A 16,430-nucleotide genomic window follows, 5' to 3' on the forward strand; every position below is an offset into this window, starting at 1 on the left:
TTCCTCCCCGGATTCTTATGCGCCGCTGCCAGTCGAAGTGCCCTCTCCCCTTGCGGGAGAGGGCTGCGAGAGCCGTGCAGCAAACTCGTTTGGGTGAGGGGTTGGCTCCACATCGAAAGTCTTTCCGCGGAACGATACCCCTCATCCGGCGCTTCGCGCCACCTTCCCCCACAAGGGGGGAAGGAAGAAACTACACCGGCGTAAAGAACGGCAATGGCGCGCCATCGGTCGGCTTGAACACCACCTTCACCTTCTGGCCGATCTTCAGCTTCTCGAGATCGCAGTCGACGATGTTGGTCTGGAGCGACGGCCCTTCCTTCAGCGTGACATACGCGATCGCATAAGGACCCGTCGGCGATTTCCGCATCAGACTCCAGGTGTAGATCGTGGCCTCGCCCGAAGACTCCTCCCACACCGTCTTGTCCGAATAGCAGAACGGGCAGATCGCACGCGGGAAGTAATGCGCTTCGCCGCACGCGGTGCAGCGCTTGATCATGAACTTGCCTTGCTTCGCGGCGTCCCAGAACGCTGCGGTCTCCGGGTTCGTGACAGGCGCCGGATATTTCTTCGTCTCGCTCATCACACGCGCTCCAGAATGGCCGTCGAGGCGGCGTGGCGGACGCCCAAGAGACCGCCGGTGCCGTGCGCGATGGCGAGATCGCAGTTCTTCACCTGCACCTTCGGATGCGCCTCGCCGCGCAGCTGCCGCACGGCCTCGAGGATTTTTGTCATGCCGCCGCGGTTGACGGGATGGTTGCTGCACAGGCCGCCGCCATCGGTGTTGAACGGCAGCTTGCCGACGCCCGAGATCAGATTGCCGTCGGCGACGAACTTGCCGCCCTCGCCCTTCTTGCAGAAGCCGAGGTCTTCGAGCTGCATCAGCACGGTGATGGTGAAGCTGTCGTAGATCGAGGCGTATTTGATGTCCTTCGGCGTGATGCCGGCTTCCTCGAACGCACGCGGACCGGACCAGATGCCGGCGGAGTAAGTGAGGTCGAGATCCTTGCCGCCGCGCGGGCCCTTCATCGCTTCGCCATGCCCGATCAGCCTGACCAGCGGCTTCTTCAGGCTCTTGGCGATCTCGGGCGTGGTCACGATCAGCGCGCCGCCGCCGTCGGAGACGACGCAGCAATCCATGCGATGCAAGGGATCGGAGATCATCGGCGAGTTCAGGACGTCCTCGACGGTGACGACGTCCTTGAGCATCGCATGCGGGTTGTACTGCGCGTGATGCGAGGCCGCGACCTTGATCCAGGCGAGCTGCTCGCTGGTGGTGCCATAGTCGTGCATGTGGCGCATGGCACACATGCCATAGGCATTGTGCGTGGTCGCGCCATAAGCCAGCTCGAAATCGGCTTCGGCGCCCGCCGCGCGCGGCGGCATCGCCCCGGTGCGCGGTTTTCCGGCCAGCGTGATCAGCGCGATCGAGCACTTGCCCGCGGCGATCGCTTCGGCGGCGTGGCCGAGATGGATGATATAGGAACAGCCGCCGGTCTCGGTGGAATCCACATGGCGGAGTTTCTTGGTGTTCAGGCCGAGATAATCGACCATCGGCCAGGCGCCGCCCGGCGCGTCGCCCGCGCAGAAATAGCCGTCGACATCGTCCTTGCTCAGCCCGGCATCCTCGATCGCGCCCTTGGCGACCTCGGCATGGAGCTGGGCGGTGGATTTGTCCGGCGCATGCCGGGTCGGGTGTTCAAAAATCCCGGCAATGTAGGCCTTGCCCTTGATGGTCAAAACTTAAGGTCTCCGCTGGCGTTTCTTCTTGGCTCTTTTTTCTGAACCGCAGTGGCCTGATTGGCAAGCGCGGAAATATTCCGCCCCGCGAGAGGGCAGCGGCTTGGCGCAAGTGCTTATCCAATCCGTCATCCTGAGGCGCGAGCGATGGGGTGCGGAGCGCCCATCGGGAGCCTCGAAGGATGCACGGCCGAGATGCTACGGCCTATCCCGCGCGGCAACAGCCGGGCTGTCGCCCTTCGAGGCTCGCCGAAGAGGCGAGCACCTCAGGGTGACGGTCGTAGATAGCCGCCTCGCTCTCTCACTCACCGTCATTGCGAGCGCAGCGAAGCAATCCGGAGTCTTTCCGCGGACGCATTTCTGGATTGCTTCGCTGCGCTCGCAATGACGGGCGCGACAGCCAAAATCCTAAAAGTGTTTTGCCCGACGGCACAAGCGCTTTTCGTTTTATCGAAACAATCCAATTTCGCGAAAACAACCCCATGCACAGTAGAACGGTGGTTGATTTCAAAGAGGAAATCGTAGGGTGGGCAAAGCGAAGCCTGCCCGCGTCTTCTGGTGCCATCCCGGCGAGATGGTGGGCACGGCGCGTTGCGCCTTTGCCCACCCTGCGAGACCGCCCTACTCCGCCGCGATTTGCCTCGGCGCCGGCGGTGGGCTTGCCAGGTCCGCTGCGAGCTGGGCGTAGCGGGCCTTGGCGTCTGCGACCGCCTTCTCCTTCACCGGGCCGTAACCGCGGATGCGGTCGGGCAACGAGAGCAGCTCCACCGCGATGTCGATCGTGAGTGGCGATAGCAGGCCGAGCACGGTGGCGACGTCCTTCTCGTAGCCGGCGATCAGATCGCGTTCGAGCTTGCGGTCGGCGCTGCGGCCGAAGATGTCGAGCGGCGTGCCGCGCAGCACCTTGAATTTCGCCAGCACGCGGAACACCGGGAGCATCCACGGGCCGAACGCGCGCTTCTTCGGGCGCCCCAGCGCGTCGACGCCGCGGCTGAGGATGGGCGGTGCCAGGTTGAAGTTGAACTTGAAGTCGCCCTCGAACTGGTCGCGGAGCTGTTTTTCGAACGCGCCGTCGGTGAAGAGGCGCGCGACTTCGTATTCGTCCTTGTAGGCCAGCAGCTTGGCGTAGTTGACCGCAACCGCGCGCGTCAGGGCCTCGTCATAGCCGCCCTGCCTGGCGGCTTCGCTGACCTGATCGACCAGCTTGCGGTATCGCTTGGCCAAGCGGCCGTTCTGATACGCGGTGAGGTGCTTGGCGCGATGCTCGATGACCTCGTCGAGCGTCATTGCGTCCAGGGCCTTGGGCGCAACGACCTCGTCAGTGCCCTTCAGCATGCTGGCGAGACGCGCGGGGTCGGCGACCGCGAGGCGGCCGAGGCGGAAGGCCTCCTTGTTCATCTTGATCGAGACGCCGTTGACCTCGATCGCCTGCTCGATCGCCTCCGCCGACAACGGCAAGAGGCCCTTCTGATAGGCGTAACCCATCATCATCATGTTGGTGGCGATGCTGTCGCCGAGCAGCTGTTCGGCAGGCTTGGTGAAGTCGAAGAACACCGAGTCCTTGTGCAGCGCGGTTTCCAGCAAGCCGTTCAGCTTGCGGGTCTGGAAATTGAAGTCGCGGTTGAGGACGAAGTCGGCGGTGGGAATGACGTGGCTGTTGATGATGCCGCGGGTGCGGCTGGCATCGCAGAGCGAGATGGTGTCCTTGGCGACCGCGACCACCTCATCGGCTGCGAGCACGACGTCGGCCGTGCCGGTGACGATGCGCGAGCAGGTCACCTCGGCCGGATGATCCGACAGGCGGACGTGGCTCAGCACCGCCCCGCCCTTCTGCGCCAGGCCCGACATGTCGAGGATCATCGAGGCCTTGCCCTCGATATGCGCGGCCATGCCGAGCAGCGCGCCGATCGTCAGCACGCCGGTGCCGCCGACGCCGCCGACCGCGATGTTGTAGGGCTTGTCCAGGTTGGGGCGCGATGCCGGCTCAGGCAGCGCGCCGATATCGCCAACGCCCGCCGGCGCGCGCTTGCGCATCTTGCCGCCGTCGACGGTGACGAAGGACGGACAAAAGCCTTTGACGCAGGAATAATCCTTGTTGCAGGTCGACTGGTTGATGGCGCGCTTGCGCCCCATCTCTGTCTCCAGCGGCTCGACCGAAATGCAGTTCGACTGCACCGAGCAATCGCCGCAGCCTTCGCACACCGCGGGATTGATGAGCACACGGCGCGCCGGATCCTCCAGCGTGCCGCGCTTGCGGCGGCGGCGTTTTTCAGCGGCGCAGGTCTGCACGAAGACGATCGCGGACGCGCCCTTGACCTTGCGCAGCGTTTTCTGGACCGTGTCGAGCTCGTCGCGATGCGCGGTCTTGACGCCGGGCGCGATCTCGCTCGCTGGATAGGCGTCGGGATTTTCCGAGACCAGATAGATCTCGCGGATGCCTTCGCTGTGAAGCTGGAAGGTGATCTGCTGCGGCGACAATTCGCCGTCGACATGCTGGCCGCCGGTCATTGCGGTCGCGTCGTTATAGAGGATCTTGTAGGTGATGTTGGCGCCGGAGGCGATCGCCTGGCGGATCGCGAGGCTGCCGGAATGGAAATACGTGCCGTCGCCGAGATTGGCGAACACGTGCTCTTCCTTGGTGAAGGGGGCAACGCCGACCCACGTCACACCCTCGCCGCCCATGTGTGTGAAGGTCTCGGTGGAGCGATCCATCCACAGCGCCATGAAGTGGCAACCGATGCCGGCAAAGGCGCGGCTGCCTTCGGGCACCTTGGTCGATGTGTTGTGCGGGCAGCCGGAGCAGAAATACGGGGTGCGGGCGACAGGCGCGGTCGCCTGCATTTGCGAAGCCTGGCGGCCGTTGAACCAATCGGCCTTGGCGCGCAACATCGTTGCAATTTCGGGATTGAGATCAAGTCGAAGCAGACGCTCGGTGAGCGAGCTGGCCAGTGAGGCGACGCTGAGTTCTTCGGCGAAGGGGAGGAAGCGCTTGTCGTGATCGTCCATCTTGCCGATGATGCGGGGACGGACATCGTCGCGCCAGTTGAACAGCTCCTGCTTCACCTGATTCTCGACGATCTCGCGGCGCTCTTCGATGATGAAGATTTCCTCGAGACCTACAGCGAACTGCCTGACGCCTTCCGGCTCCAGAGGCCACGGCATGCCGATCTTGTACAGTCGAAGTCCGATCTTGGCGGCGACCTCGGGTGTGATACCGAGCTCGCGCAGCGCCTGCCGGATATCCTCGTAGCTCTTGCCGGACGCCATGATGCCGTAGCGGGCGTTCGGCGAGTCCATGGTGATGCGATTGACCTTGTTGGCGCGCGCAAAGGCGATCGCGGCAAAGCCCTTGTAGTCCTGCAGGCGGCGGTCCTGGGCGAAGCGGTCGTCGGGCCAGCGCAGATTGAGGCCGCCTTCTGGCATCTCGAAATCGGTCGGGATCACGAACGGCGTCATCTCGTCGGTGAGGTCGATCTCGGCGGTGGTCTCCACCGTCTCCGTGATCACCTTCATGCCGACCCAGCAGCCCGAGTAGCGCGACATCGCGATACCGAGAAGGCCCATCTCGATCATCTCGTGGACGCTCGACGGGTAGAGATAGGGCATCAGCGCCGACATGAAGGCGTGGTCGGACTGATGCGGGACCGTCGAGGATTTGGCGCCGTGGTCGTCGCCGGCGAGACACAAGACGCCACCGTTCTTGGCGGAGCCTGCGGCATTGCCGTGGCGGAAGACGTCGCCGCAGCGATCGACGCCGGGGCCCTTGCCGTACCAGATGCCGACCACGCCGTCATACTGGGCGCCGGGCGAGAGGTTGAGCTGCTGCGAGCCCCAGACCGCGGTCGCCGCGAGGTCCTCGTTCACGCCGGGCTGGAACTTGATGTTGTACTGCTCGAGATGCTTGCGCGCGGCGAAGAGCTGCTGGTCATAGCCGCCGAGCGGCGAGCCGCGATAGCCCGAGATGAAGCCCGCGGTGTTCAGCCCCGCGGCACGGTCGCGCCGGATCTGGGCCATCGGCAGCCGGACCAGGGCCTGAATGCCGGTCGTGAAAATATGTCCGGTGTCCTGGGTGTATTTCTGATCGAGACTGATCGGACCCTGGTTGATGCCCATTATGTCCTCTTCCGCCCTTTTGAGCGCTTGGCTGCTTAAGCCGTTGCCTGCCCGTTGTTTTTAGCTAGGGCGCGCCGACCATCTTCGCCACTCTATGTCGGATATTTCACGCTCCGCATCACAAATCTGGACCAAAGGCGGCGCCGGGTAAAAATCGCAATTTCGTGGCTGCAATGGCATCGGCGATTTTCAATTTGTGTCACCATACCCCCGCCGTCGCGAAACGAATTGACGCCCCGGTCATGCGGGACGAGGTCGAGGGGTCGCAGGAGAGGCTTTCGATGCGGACGATTCTCGCTGGCCTGGCGCTCGTGGGCGTGGCGTTGTGCAGTGCGGTTGCGAGCGCGGCCGTCGCCGCCGAGCCGTCGCCGGAGCTGATCGCCTACGGCAAGGCGCTGGTGGAGGCGGGCGACTGTGCCGGCTGCCACACCGCCGATCCCGTAAAACCGTTCGCGGGCGGAAAGCGCATCGACACGCCCTTCGGCGCGATCTACGCGCCGAACCTGACGCCGGACCGCGACACCGGGATCGGCGCCTGGACCGATGCCGATTTCACCCGTGCCGTGCGCACCGGCATCGCGCCCGACGGCTCGAACTATTACCCGGCGTTCCCCTACCCCTATTTCACGCGGATGACGAAGGACGACACGCTGGCGATCCGGGCCTATCTCGGAACGCTCGCGGCCGTCACGAGCCGCAACAAGCCGCCGGAACTGCGCTGGCCCTTCGGCTATCGCGGCCTGATGCGGATCTGGAACATTGCATATTTCAAGCCGGGCCTGTTCGAGCCGGACCAGAGCCAGAGCGCAGCGTGGAATCGGGGCGGCTATCTCGTCACCGGGCTCGGTCATTGCGGCGCCTGCCATACGCCGAAGAACTATTTTGGCGCGGACAAGCAGGCGCAGGCACTCGCGGGCAACGAGGTCGGCGGCTGGTACGCGCCAAGGCTCGATGGCGCCGCCCGCACCGGGCTGAAATCGTGGAGCGCCGAGGACATCACCGAATATCTTCAGAGCGGGCGCAACGCCAGGAGCCATGCCGGTGGGCTGATGGCGGAGGTGGTCGTCAACTCGACCGCGAAGATGAGCGATGCCGATGTCCGCGCGATCGCGGTTTACCTGAAGAGCCTGCCGCCGGCACGGCGTGAGACGATCGTGACGCCGCCTGACGAGGCCGAGATGAAGGCCGGCCAGGCCGTCTATGCAAAGCTTTGCATTGCCTGCCATGAGGCCGATGGCTCGGGCGCGCCGCGGATCTATCCACCGCTGCCCGCCAATGCGCTGCTGCAATCGGTCAATCCGTCCTCGACCTTGCGCATCATCCTCGACGGCGCCCACACCGTGACGACGCCGCGCGCGCCCAACACCGGCGAGATGCCGGGTTATGCGAAGCAACTGTCCGACGACGAAATCGCGGCGGTGACGAACTATATCCGCAATTCCTGGGGCAATGCCGCTCCGCTGGTGACGCCGGCGCAGGTGGCGAAGGCGCGGAAGCAGGAGCCGTAGCTCAAGGCTCTCGCTCCTCCTCTTCCGTGAACACGAACTTCGGCATCTCCCATTTGTAGCGCACCGCCAGCAGACGGAAGCTGATGCCGAGCACGAACGTCAAAACAGTCCATAGCTCTGCGTTCAGCTTGAGGCCGAAGGCGGTCGCATAGAACAGTCCCGTCACCACCGAGACGCTGGCATAGAGCTCGGAGCGGAACAGCAGCGGCACGTCGTTGCAGAGCACGTCGCGCAACACGCCGCCGGCGCAGCCGGTCACCATGCCGGAGACGATGACGATCGGCAGCGTGGCATCCATCTGCCAGGCGATGTCGCAGCCGGTCATGGTGAAGACGACGAGGCCGATGGCATCGAGCACGATGAAGGCCAGCTTCAGCCGGTGCACCAGGCGCGCCATCAGAATGGTGAGGAAGGCGGCGCCCCCGGCCAGCGCGAGGTAGATGGGGTTTTGCACCCAGGCCAGCGGATAATGGCCGAGAAAGAGATCGCGCAAGGTGCCGCCGCCGAGCGCCGTGATGCAGCCGAGGAAGCAGACGCCGAGCCAGTCCATGCTGCGGCGGCCGGCTGCGAGCGCGGCGGTCATGCCTTGCGCCGCGACCGCGACCAGCGACAACAGATGCAGCACGCTATCGCTCGGCGGCAAGCTCCACATCGTTGGTTCCCTTTCCCCAGCGGAACTTACGCTTTGGGTTCCCAAGTGAACAGGTTCCCGATTCCCGGCGCAGGGGCAACATCCGACGAAAGCATTAGAAAGGGCGGAACAGAATCTCGCATCTATGGGTTGTCCAGCCGCAATAATCGAGGAGACCAAATCGATGGCTGACGACCGTTTTATCAACGATCCGTATCGCCCGAATCTCGCCGATGATGAGTATCGCAATGCGGCGCGACGGGATGCCCAGCTTCAGGCCGACCCCGAGCTTGGCGAAGGCCCAGCCTCCAGCGGCAAGGTTGCGATGTTTGCAGTAGCAATTGCGCTGGTGCTGGGTGCCGTGTTCTACGGCCTGAACAACACGCACACCGGCAACGAGGCGAGCAACGTGCCGGCTACGCAGACCGCCCAGCAGGCGCCGGCGACCAACCCGGCTGCACCTCCCGGCATGCGCGACGTGACGCCGCGCACCAACACCGGGCCGGGCGTGACCACGGGCGCCGCACCGAGCAAGCCGGCCCCGGATACGCAGGCGCCATCTGACGGAACGAAGTAACAATTTGCAACAACCTGCAACAGCGGCGGGATTCACATCCCGCCGCTGTCGTCTGTCTCTAGCTGAACATCTTGTTGAGCTCGCCGCCGGGATAGCCGCTCGCGAGTTCCGCGAAGGTGCCCTTCTCCGCCATCTCCTTTGCGGCGCGCATGAAGCCGCCCCAGGCGGCGCGCGCGAGTGAACCGCCGACGCTGATCCGGCGCACACCGAGATCGGCGGCTTCCTGCAATGACAGCCCGGAGCCGCCGATCAGCAGGTTGAACGGTTTTGGATGCACCGCCTTCACCACCGCGGCGATGTCCTCGCGGCTCTTCAGGCCCGGCGCGTAAAGGCAATCGGCGCCGGCATCGGCGTAAGCGGCGAGCCGGTCGATGACGAGCTTGAGGTCCGTCACGCCCCACAGATACGCCTCGCAGCGGCCGACCAGCAGCGCGCCGCTGTCGCCGATCGCCTTGCGCGACGCCTTGATGCGCTCGACTGCGAGCGCGCGCTCGTAGATCGGCTTGTCCTTGTCGCCGGTGGAATCCTCGATCGAGAGGCCGGCAACGCCGGTACGCACACAGCGCTCGACATTGTCCGCGACCTTGTCCGGCTCGACCGCAAAGCCGCCCTCGAAATCCGCGTTCACGGGGATGTCGACGGAGGTGCTCAATGCTGCCAGATGCTGACAGACGTCCTCGACGGAGACGTGGTTGTCGGCCTTGCCGATGGTCCAGGCAAAGCCCGCACTCGACGACGCGAGCGCCTTGAAACCGAGATGCTGCAACGCTTTCGCGCTGCCGACGTCGACCGGATTGGGCAGGATGAAGCAGCCGCTCTCGTGCATCTTCCTGAAGGTCGCGCGCTTGTCAGCAGTTGTCACATGCATGTTTCTCTCCCTTGTTGGCCGCGCAGAGATGGGGACGTGCCGCCGCGAGCGCTAGTGCGCGTCGTGCACCGCGCGGCTGTCCTTCGGCGCCTGCTCGCGATCATTCATGCTGTAGTCACGAATGACGCTGGCGATACGCAAATGGTAGTCGGCGAAGATCTTTGCGCGGCCCTTGGCCTGGGTGCGGCGATGCTCCATCGTGTTGCGCCAGGCTTGCACGGCGGCCTCGTCCCGCCAGAACGACACCGACAAGATCTTGCCCTTCTCGGTCAGGCTCTCGAAACGCTCGACCGAGATGAAGCCGTCGATGGTTTGCAGGATCGGCTTGAGGTCGGCCGCGAGGTCGAAATAGTCCTGGCGGTGTTCCGGCTTCGGCCAGACCTCGAAGATCACGGCGATCATGGGCGTCTCCTTGAGTTGATGGCCTACAATACCACTTACAACGCCACTTGGCGCAGGAAGGTGCGCTCCTCCGCGAGGATGAATTTGTGCTCCTCGGCGAAGTGGAAGTTCGCCATGCCTTCCGTATCCTGACGCAGCCGGGCGCGATAGGCCTCGTACGCGGCCAGACTATCGAAGGTGATCAGCCCAAACGCGATGTTGTTGGTGCCCTCGTGCGGCATGAAATAGCCGATCAGGTCGCCGCCGCATTTCGGGATGATGGTGAGCCAGCGCCTTGAATACTCCTCGAACTGCGCGCGCTTGAAGGGATCGAGCTGGTAGCGGATGAAGACGGTGACGGACATGATGGGCTCCTGTTTTCTCTGGCGTCATTGCGATGAGCAAAGCGACACCGTCGCCGCCGAAGCAGTCTGGATTGCTTCGCTGCGCTCGCAATGACGTGTCTGTGGCAACACGCTACGCGCTTGCCCGACCGCGATGCTTCGGCTACCATCGAAGCATGAAATCAGGTCCAGACATCGCCATGATCGCCTCACTCGTCGGCGACCCCGCACGCGCCAACATGCTCACGGCGCTGATGAACGGCCGCGCGCTCACCGCGAGCGAGCTGGCGCAGGAGGCCGGCATCACGCCGCAGACCGCGAGCTCGCATCTTTCCAAGCTCGAGGCCGGTGGCCTCATCGAGCCGGAGAAGCAGGGCCGCCACCGCTACTACCGGCTCACCGACGACGACGTCGCCGGCGTACTGGAGGGCCTTGCGGGCCTCGCCGCGCGAACCGGCCATATGCGCGTGCGCACCGGGCCGAAGGATCCGGCGTTGCGACGTGCGCGGATCTGCTACGACCATCTCGCCGGCGATCTCGGCGTACAGATGCTCGACACCCTGCGCGCGCAAAACCTGGTCAGGCAGAAGAAGCAGGAGATCGAGCTGACGGCCGAGGGCGAGCGCTTCCTGGCGAAGCATTTGCAGATCTCGCCCGACATGCTCACCCATCCGCGCCGGCCGGTCTGCAAGGCCTGCCTCGACTGGAGCGAGCGGCGCCACCATCTCGCCGGCACGCTGGGCGCCGCCATGATGCAGCGTTTCGCCGAACTGAAATGGGCCGCCCGCGACGCCACGCCCGGCAGCCGCGTGGTGAATTTTACGCGCACCGGCGAGAAGCAGTTTGCCGCGTTGTTCGGTGATGGGCGGGACTGATCACGCGAAAGGCGTGAGATTGCACAATCGCATGTGAACGGGTGCCGTCGTCGTGGCCAGGCTTGACCCAGCCATCCACGTCTTTAAGCGAACGGATCGTTCCGTGCCCCCCAGAGACCCCCCAATGAACCGCTTCGCTTCGGCCGCGCTCGTCGCCGCCCTCATCGCCTCTCCACTCACCACCACTCGCGCCGCCGACACCGCCCCGCGTGAGCCCTACGGCATCGCGCTCGAAGGCTTTGCCTATCCTTACCCCGTACACCTGCTGCCTATTGTCAATGACGGCGAGCAGCTCAGCATGGCTTATATGGACGTGGCCCCCGCGCAGCCGAACGGCCGCACCGTCGTGCTGCTGCACGGGCGCAATTTTCCGTCGAGCTACTGGGCGCCCGTCATCAAGATGCTGAGCCAGGCCGGCTTCCGCGTCGTGGTGCCGGACCAGATCGGCTTCGGCAAATCCTCCAAGCCGCAAGGTGAGCTGCATTTCGACACGCTGGCGCGCAACACCATCGCGCTGCTCGATCACCTGAAGATCGACAAGGCCGAGATCGTCGCCCATTCGCTCGGCGGCATGCTCGGGGTGCGCATCGCCCGCGCCTATCCCGACCGCGTCGCTCACCTTGTTCTGACGGCCCCAATTGGGCTGGAAGACTACCGCCTCTACGTGCCGCCAACGCCGACCGAGAAGATCATCGAGACCGAGGACAAGCTCACGGCCGATGGCTATCGCAAGCAGCTCCAGACCAATTACGCGATCAAGCTGCCGGCGGAGGCGATCACGCCGTTCATCGACGCCCGCTTCAACATCAAGGGCAGCCCGGACTATCCGCGCTGGCTGCGCGCCTTCGTCAGTTCCGGCCAGATGATCTATCGCGAGCCGGTGGCGCACGAGGTCGCACTGATCACCGAGCCGACGCTGTTCATCATGGGTGCCGACGACCACAACGCACCGGGCCGGCCGAACGCACCGGAGGCGCTGCGCGCGAAAATGGGGCAGAACGCCGAGTTGGCGAAGGCACTGGCCGCGAAGATGCCGAATGCGCGGGCCGAGGTGATCCCGGACACCGGCCACCTCGTCTTCCTGGAATCACCGGAGAAGTACAAGGAGCTGGTGCTGGGCTTTCTCGGCCGCTAGCGTCATCGCTGTCGTCCGGGGCCGCGTGCGGGGAATGTTCATGCCGCATTCAGGTCACGATTGGCAGATTTGGGGCGCGTCGTGTTGGCATGTTGCGAACTTTAACGTGTCGAATCGTGTCTTTTGATTCATGGTGCGCCGAAAGCGCCAAGCCCTCCTAGAACCTGCCCCAATCCTGCCCCCAAAACCTCCCCCCAAGGACGAGAAGGAAGACCAAATGAAATACCTGTTTGCCGCCGTGATGCTCGCCAGCGCGGTCGTTGGTTTCAGCGAGGCGGCCAGCGCCGCCGGCGGTTGCGGCCCCGGCTGGTATCGCGGCGCCTATGGCGGCTGCCGCCCGATGCGCGGTGCGGTCGTTGTACGCCCGGGTCCGATCGTGGTTGCGCCGGCTCCTGTCGTCGTCGTGCCGCGCGCACGCGTGTGCCCCTACGGCTTCCGCTGGTACGCCGGCCGCTGCCGCCCGTTCTGATCTCGTTTGTTCGCATTGCGAAATGGCCGCGCGGCGGAAGCCTGCGCGGCCATTTTCTTTTTGAACGTCTCCAAACGAATGGTCCGCGTATTCCTTGCAGCGGCTCCGAATCAAAACGGGGACCGCAACCGCGATCCCCGTTCGGGCGTCGATCGACGAGCGCTTACCAGTGGCGGCGATGCCAGCGGTGGCGGCGCCAGCCCCAGTGACGGCGATGCCAGCGGCCGTGGCCGCGCCAATGCACTTCTTCCGGCTTCAACTGCGCGGCTTCATCGCTGCTGGTGACTGCGGGATGAGCGTCTGGATTGCCTTGCGGCATGCTGACATCACCGAGCGGCTGCGGCGCCAGCGGCGCGGCCTGTGCGGCGGTCGTGAACGCGGCAGCTCCGGCCGCGACACCGATTGCAAATTTCAAAAAGTTCCGGCGCTCCATGACATGTCCTCTGGGCTATCGAGCAAGTGATGCAGAGGGAGTGTCGTGGTCACGACATGAACCAAAGCTGAATCGCGCGTTCAGGTTCGTTGCGAAACGATCAGTGTCCCCGTAGCCCGGTGCTTGCCGGCATCGTTGACAATGGCGCGGACGACGAAGAAGGCTGACGGCATCGGATTTCCTCCTGTTGTTCGGCGTTAGCTTAGCCGGTTATAGTGGCGACAACAAAAAGCCCGCGCGGCGGATTTTACCGTCGCGCCAATAAGGGAGGAATGGCCATGCGCAGGATCATCACGGGTCTCGTTGCGATCGCCTCGTTGTGGCCGGCCGCCTCACCTGCCGAAATCGTCCGCTTCGACATCCTCGCGCGCGAGCCCGCCTTTGCCGGACGCAACTTCGGCAATGTCGGAACCTACGAGCGCATCACCGCACGCGCGACCATCGCACTCAACCCGGCCGACGACCGCAACGCCGTCATCACCGATCTCGCGATCGCGCCGCGCAATGCCGACGGAAAAGTCGAGGCCACCGCCGATGTCGTGATCCTCAGGCCATCCGATCCCACGCACGGCAACGGCACGCTGCTGCTGGAAGTGCCCAATCGCGGCCGCAAGCTGGCGCCGCAACTGTTCGACGATTCCGCCCAGCCCGGCGCCAACAACGCGGACAAGGCCGAGGACGCCGGCATCGGCTTCCTGCACCGCCAGGGTTTTACGATGGTCTGGGTCGGCTGGCAGGGTGACATCCCCTCCAAGCCGGGACAGCTCGCGCTTGCCGCGCCGGTGCTGAAGAACGTCAGCGGCCCGGCGCGCGAAGAATTCGTCTTCGACAACACGACCAACCCGTCGCGCGCGACGCTGACCTGGCCGGCAGCCGATCCCGCCAATCTCAACGTCACGGTGCGCGCGGCCTGGGCCGACGCACGGCAGACGCCTTCCAGCCTCTCCGCAAAGCTCATCGATCCCGTGACGGTGGAGATTGTCAGGCCCGACGGTTTTGACGCCGGCGCGCTCTACGAGATCACCTACACCGCGCGCGATCCGGTCGCCCTCGGCATGGGCTATGCCGCCGTGCGCGACGTCGTCAGCTTCCTCCGCCATGACGAGACCCAGGCGAACCCGCTGCTCAGCGGCCTGCATCCGTCGGTCAGCCGCGCCATCGGCTTCGGCGTCTCGCAATCCGGCCGCTTCCTGCGGGACTACCTCTATCTCGGCTTCAACGAGGATCTTTCGGGACGCACGGTGTTCGACGGATTGATGCCGCATGTCGCGGGCACGCGACGTATGGCGACCAACGTTCGCTTCGGCCAGCCCGGCCGCAACCCGCGCCATCCGCAGGATCCGGCGTGGCAGGCCGATCTCTTCCCCTTCACCTATGCGAGCCTCAGCGATCCCTACTCCGGCAAGACCGATGGCCTGCTCCGCCGCTGCGCGCTCTCGGCGACGTGTCCGAAGGTGATGCAGACCGACAGCGAGCACGAATGGTGGGCCTCGCACGCCTCGCTGCTGGTCACCGATTTGGCCGGCAACCATCTCGACCTCCCCGACAACGTCCGCGCCTACATGATCGCGGGCACTCCGCATTTCGCGGAAGCCAGCGATGTGATGCGCAAGGGCGTGCCCGCGATGTCGCTGCCGCAAAACCCGATGCATGCGGGCGGGCCCATGCGTGCGCTGCTCACCGACCTCAACGCCTGGATCGGCGACGGCACAAAGCCGCCCGCAAGCCGCGTTCCCATGCGCGCCCACGGCACGCTCGTGTCGGCGCAAGGCGCCGTACCGACGGATATCCCCGGCCTGCCCTACGCCGGCATCCACACGCTCGCCGCCTTCTCCGACCAGAGCGTGCTGCCGCCGAAGGAGATCGGCCGCTATCCCGTGTTCGTGCCAAAGGCGGACAATGACGGCATGGCCATCGCCGGTATCCGCCAGCTCGCACTCGCGGTGCCACGCGCGACCTACACGGCGTGGAATCCGCGGGCGCAGGGATTTGGCCCGACGGCGCTGTATCCGCTGCAGGGCGCGGTAGTGCCGTTCGCGCCGACGGAAGCGGCGCGGAAGGAAGTGCACGATCCGCGGCTCTCGATCGCGGAGCGTTATGCGGATGACGGCGCGTATGCGGCCGCGGTTCGACGTGAGGCGGCGCGGCAGGTCGCGGAGCGGTTGCTGCTGCCGGAGGATGCCGAGCGCGCGGTCGAGGCGGCCAAGCAAGGCAAGCTGGCGAAGCTTGGGCAGTGAGGGAGCCAGCGGCCGTAGGGTGGATTAGCTCGCGGCTGCGCGAAGCGCAATCCGCTGGCGTAATCCACCTCTTCTCTATCCGGCGGAGCAGACGTTGGCGGATTACGCCTTCGGCTAATCCACCCTACCAACTTTGCAAAAAATTCCACCCCGCTGTCGGAACGCGCGCCCCTCGTCCGTCCTATGCCCAGACAGCACGGAGACACCGCATGGCCGACCTCACCCTGACCACCTTCAATTGGGTTCCCGAACTGCCGCGCGGGTTCGTGCGCGACCTTCGCGTACGCTGGGCGCTCGAAGAGGCCGCCTTGCCCTACCGCGTCGCCAGCGTGCCCTTCGACGACCGCGGCGCCGCGCATCTCGCGCATCAGCCCTTCGGCCAAGTACCGTGGCTGACCGACGGCGACATTTCCATCTTCGAGAGCGGTGCGATCCTGCAGCATCTTGGCGAACTCAGCGCGAAGCTGATGCCATCAGATCCGCGCGGCCGCGTTGAGGCGACGGAATGGCTGTTTGCAGCACTCAACTCCGTGGAGATGGCGAGCCTGCCCTGGGCACTTTTCAGGTTCACCGGAAATGATGACGGCTCACCAGCCGTGAAGTTTTTCGACGACTTTCTCAAGCTTCGCCTCAAGCACATGGAGCCGGTGCTGGCCGGCCGCGAATGGCTCGCGGGCTCCTTCTCCGTCGCCGACATCCTGATGTCGGACGTGCTGCGCCTCGTCGATCACTTCGACGGGTTGACGGAGCATCCGGCCTGCCGCGCCTACGTCGCGCGCGCCACCGCCCGCCCGGCCTTCGCCAAGGCCCACGCCGACCAGATGGTGCATTTCGCTGCGGCGGACGCGAACCGCTGACGCCGTGCCTGCCTAGCATGTGACGTGCCTCACATAACTAGCCCGGTGTTAGCCGTAGGCTCGCCGCCATCAAATAACCCCTGCGGAAGGTGACACATGGCCCGCATCGCATATCTCAGAGACCAGCTTGCCCGCGCCGAAAGACTGGCAAAGGCAATCCTCGACCGGCACACCGTGGAGCAGCTTCAGGCGTTTGCAGCCGAATGCCGCGAGGAGCTGCAGGTGCTGACGCGCAGGGCCGCGGCGTGACATTGGCGCCCGCCAA

At 64.8% G+C, this 16,430-nt stretch carries 16 protein-coding genes; 8 read left to right on the forward strand and 8 right to left on the reverse strand.

Annotation, left to right across the window (positions count from 1 at the left end; genetic code table 11):
- Window positions 1-190: 190 nt before the first annotated feature.
- From JQ591_RS28880 to JQ591_RS28890, 3 genes are all read right to left on the reverse strand, one after another.
- On the reverse strand, window positions 191-580 hold the full coding sequence (locus JQ591_RS28880; protein WP_211399395.1) for a Zn-ribbon domain-containing OB-fold protein: 390 nt from the start codon (window positions 578-580) through the stop codon (window positions 191-193).
- Complete coding sequence (locus JQ591_RS28885) at window positions 580-1,737, reverse strand: thiolase domain-containing protein (protein WP_211399396.1); 1,158 nt, start codon at window positions 1,735-1,737, stop codon at window positions 580-582. Before JQ591_RS28885 ends, JQ591_RS28880 begins: the two co-directional genes overlap by 1 nt.
- Window positions 1,738-2,358: 621 nt before the next feature.
- A complete protein-coding gene (locus JQ591_RS28890; protein ID WP_211399397.1) occupies window positions 2,359-5,850 on the reverse strand; it encodes an indolepyruvate ferredoxin oxidoreductase family protein in 3,492 nt (1,163 codons plus the stop codon).
- A 281-nt stretch (window positions 5,851-6,131) separates the two neighbouring features.
- Here JQ591_RS28890 and JQ591_RS28895 point away from each other — a divergent pair, with 281 nt between their 5' ends.
- Window positions 6,132-7,358 (forward strand): c-type cytochrome, encoded by a 1,227-nt coding sequence (locus JQ591_RS28895; RefSeq protein ID WP_211399398.1) that lies wholly within the window; start codon window positions 6,132-6,134, stop codon window positions 7,356-7,358.
- A gap of 1 nt (window position 7,359) precedes the next feature.
- Here the strand turns inward: JQ591_RS28895 and JQ591_RS28900 are convergent, their stop codons facing one another.
- The gene (locus JQ591_RS28900) at window positions 7,360-8,010 is read right to left on the reverse strand and encodes a trimeric intracellular cation channel family protein (protein ID WP_211399399.1); all 651 of its coding nucleotides are present in this window, start codon (window positions 8,008-8,010) and stop codon (window positions 7,360-7,362) included.
- Between the two features lie 163 nt (window positions 8,011-8,173).
- Between JQ591_RS28900 and JQ591_RS28905 the strand changes: the two genes are divergently transcribed.
- Window positions 8,174-8,566 carry a hypothetical protein gene (locus JQ591_RS28905; protein WP_211399400.1) on the forward strand — a complete coding sequence of 131 codons (393 nt, stop codon included), beginning with the start codon at window positions 8,174-8,176 and terminating at the stop codon, window positions 8,564-8,566.
- 58 nt (window positions 8,567-8,624) lie between these two features.
- Here JQ591_RS28905 and JQ591_RS28910 read toward each other — a convergent pair whose 3' ends face one another.
- The 3 genes from JQ591_RS28910 to JQ591_RS28920 are packed head-to-tail and all read right to left on the reverse strand — an operon-like array spanning window position 8,625 to window position 10,180.
- Window positions 8,625-9,434, reverse strand: a complete 810-nt coding sequence (locus JQ591_RS28910) for an isocitrate lyase/PEP mutase family protein (RefSeq protein WP_211399401.1) — start codon at window positions 9,432-9,434, stop codon at window positions 8,625-8,627.
- A 51-nt stretch (window positions 9,435-9,485) separates the two neighbouring features.
- Window positions 9,486-9,836 carry an antibiotic biosynthesis monooxygenase family protein gene (locus JQ591_RS28915; RefSeq protein WP_018456489.1) on the reverse strand — a complete coding sequence of 117 codons (351 nt, stop codon included), beginning with the start codon at window positions 9,834-9,836 and terminating at the stop codon, window positions 9,486-9,488.
- Window positions 9,837-9,871: 35 nt separating this feature from the next.
- Window positions 9,872-10,180 (reverse strand): NIPSNAP family protein, encoded by a 309-nt coding sequence (locus tag JQ591_RS28920; RefSeq protein WP_211399402.1) that lies wholly within the window; start codon window positions 10,178-10,180, stop codon window positions 9,872-9,874.
- Window positions 10,181-10,335: 155 nt separating this feature from the next.
- Here JQ591_RS28920 and JQ591_RS28925 point away from each other — a divergent pair, with 155 nt between their 5' ends.
- The 3 genes from JQ591_RS28925 (at window position 10,336) to JQ591_RS28935 (ending at window position 12,638) form a co-directional block, all read left to right on the forward strand.
- Entirely contained in the window at window positions 10,336-11,034 is a 699-nt protein-coding gene (locus tag JQ591_RS28925) for a winged helix-turn-helix domain-containing protein (RefSeq protein WP_211399403.1), read from the forward strand.
- 124 nt (window positions 11,035-11,158) lie between these two features.
- Window positions 11,159-12,169, forward strand: coding sequence for an alpha/beta fold hydrolase (locus JQ591_RS28930; RefSeq protein ID WP_211399404.1), 1,011 nt, complete (start codon window positions 11,159-11,161; stop codon window positions 12,167-12,169).
- Window positions 12,170-12,386: 217 nt separating this feature from the next.
- On the forward strand, window positions 12,387-12,638 hold the full coding sequence (locus JQ591_RS28935) for a GCG_CRPN prefix-to-repeats domain-containing protein (protein ID WP_211399405.1): 252 nt from the start codon (window positions 12,387-12,389) through the stop codon (window positions 12,636-12,638).
- A gap of 163 nt (window positions 12,639-12,801) precedes the next feature.
- Here JQ591_RS28935 and JQ591_RS28940 read toward each other — a convergent pair whose 3' ends face one another.
- The gene (locus tag JQ591_RS28940) at window positions 12,802-13,071 is read right to left on the reverse strand and encodes a twin-arginine translocation signal domain-containing protein (protein WP_211399406.1); all 270 of its coding nucleotides are present in this window, start codon (window positions 13,069-13,071) and stop codon (window positions 12,802-12,804) included.
- Window positions 13,072-13,349: 278 nt separating this feature from the next.
- On the opposite strand from JQ591_RS28940, the gene JQ591_RS28945 reads away from it, so the two are divergent.
- The 3 genes from JQ591_RS28945 to JQ591_RS28955 all read left to right on the forward strand — a co-directional run bounded on the left by JQ591_RS28945 (window position 13,350) and on the right by JQ591_RS28955 (window position 16,414).
- Complete coding sequence (locus JQ591_RS28945) at window positions 13,350-15,308, forward strand: alpha/beta hydrolase domain-containing protein (protein ID WP_211399407.1); 1,959 nt, start codon at window positions 13,350-13,352, stop codon at window positions 15,306-15,308.
- Between the two features lie 209 nt (window positions 15,309-15,517).
- Complete coding sequence (locus JQ591_RS28950) at window positions 15,518-16,165, forward strand: glutathione S-transferase family protein (protein ID WP_211399408.1); 648 nt, start codon at window positions 15,518-15,520, stop codon at window positions 16,163-16,165.
- A 96-nt stretch (window positions 16,166-16,261) separates the two neighbouring features.
- Window positions 16,262-16,414, forward strand: coding sequence for a hypothetical protein (locus tag JQ591_RS28955; RefSeq protein ID WP_211399409.1), 153 nt, complete (start codon window positions 16,262-16,264; stop codon window positions 16,412-16,414).
- Window positions 16,415-16,430: the final 16 nt, after the last annotated feature.

It is taken from the genome of Bradyrhizobium canariense (assembly GCF_018130465.1).
GTDB classification, from domain to species: domain Bacteria; phylum Pseudomonadota; class Alphaproteobacteria; order Rhizobiales; family Xanthobacteraceae; genus Bradyrhizobium; species Bradyrhizobium canariense_C.

Excerpts from the sequence above, each read along its gene's own strand:
- JQ591_RS28880 (WP_211399395.1), bottom strand. The coding sequence starts at position 580 with ATGAGCGAGACGAAGAAATATCCGGCGCCTGTCACGAACCCGGAGACC.
- JQ591_RS28890 (WP_211399397.1), bottom strand. The coding sequence starts at position 5,850 with ATGGGCATCAACCAGGGTCCGATCAGTCTCGATCAGAAATACACCCAG.
- JQ591_RS28895 (WP_211399398.1), top strand. The coding sequence starts at position 6,132 with ATGCGGACGATTCTCGCTGGCCTGGCGCTCGTGGGCGTGGCGTTGTGC.
- JQ591_RS28900 (WP_211399399.1), bottom strand. The coding sequence starts at position 8,010 with ATGTGGAGCTTGCCGCCGAGCGATAGCGTGCTGCATCTGTTGTCGCTG.
- JQ591_RS28905 (WP_211399400.1), top strand. The coding sequence starts at position 8,174 with ATGGCTGACGACCGTTTTATCAACGATCCGTATCGCCCGAATCTCGCC.
- JQ591_RS28910 (WP_211399401.1), bottom strand. The coding sequence starts at position 9,434 with ATGCATGTGACAACTGCTGACAAGCGCGCGACCTTCAGGAAGATGCAC.
- JQ591_RS28915 (WP_018456489.1), bottom strand. The coding sequence starts at position 9,836 with ATGATCGCCGTGATCTTCGAGGTCTGGCCGAAGCCGGAACACCGCCAG.
- JQ591_RS28920 (WP_211399402.1), bottom strand. The coding sequence starts at position 10,180 with ATGTCCGTCACCGTCTTCATCCGCTACCAGCTCGATCCCTTCAAGCGC.
- JQ591_RS28925 (WP_211399403.1), top strand. The coding sequence starts at position 10,336 with ATGAAATCAGGTCCAGACATCGCCATGATCGCCTCACTCGTCGGCGAC.
- JQ591_RS28930 (WP_211399404.1), top strand. The coding sequence starts at position 11,159 with ATGAACCGCTTCGCTTCGGCCGCGCTCGTCGCCGCCCTCATCGCCTCT.
- JQ591_RS28935 (WP_211399405.1), top strand. The coding sequence starts at position 12,387 with ATGAAATACCTGTTTGCCGCCGTGATGCTCGCCAGCGCGGTCGTTGGT.
- JQ591_RS28940 (WP_211399406.1), bottom strand. The coding sequence starts at position 13,071 with ATGGAGCGCCGGAACTTTTTGAAATTTGCAATCGGTGTCGCGGCCGGA.
- JQ591_RS28945 (WP_211399407.1), top strand. The coding sequence starts at position 13,350 with ATGCGCAGGATCATCACGGGTCTCGTTGCGATCGCCTCGTTGTGGCCG.
- JQ591_RS28950 (WP_211399408.1), top strand. The coding sequence starts at position 15,518 with ATGGCCGACCTCACCCTGACCACCTTCAATTGGGTTCCCGAACTGCCG.
- JQ591_RS28955 (WP_211399409.1), top strand. The coding sequence starts at position 16,262 with ATGGCCCGCATCGCATATCTCAGAGACCAGCTTGCCCGCGCCGAAAGA.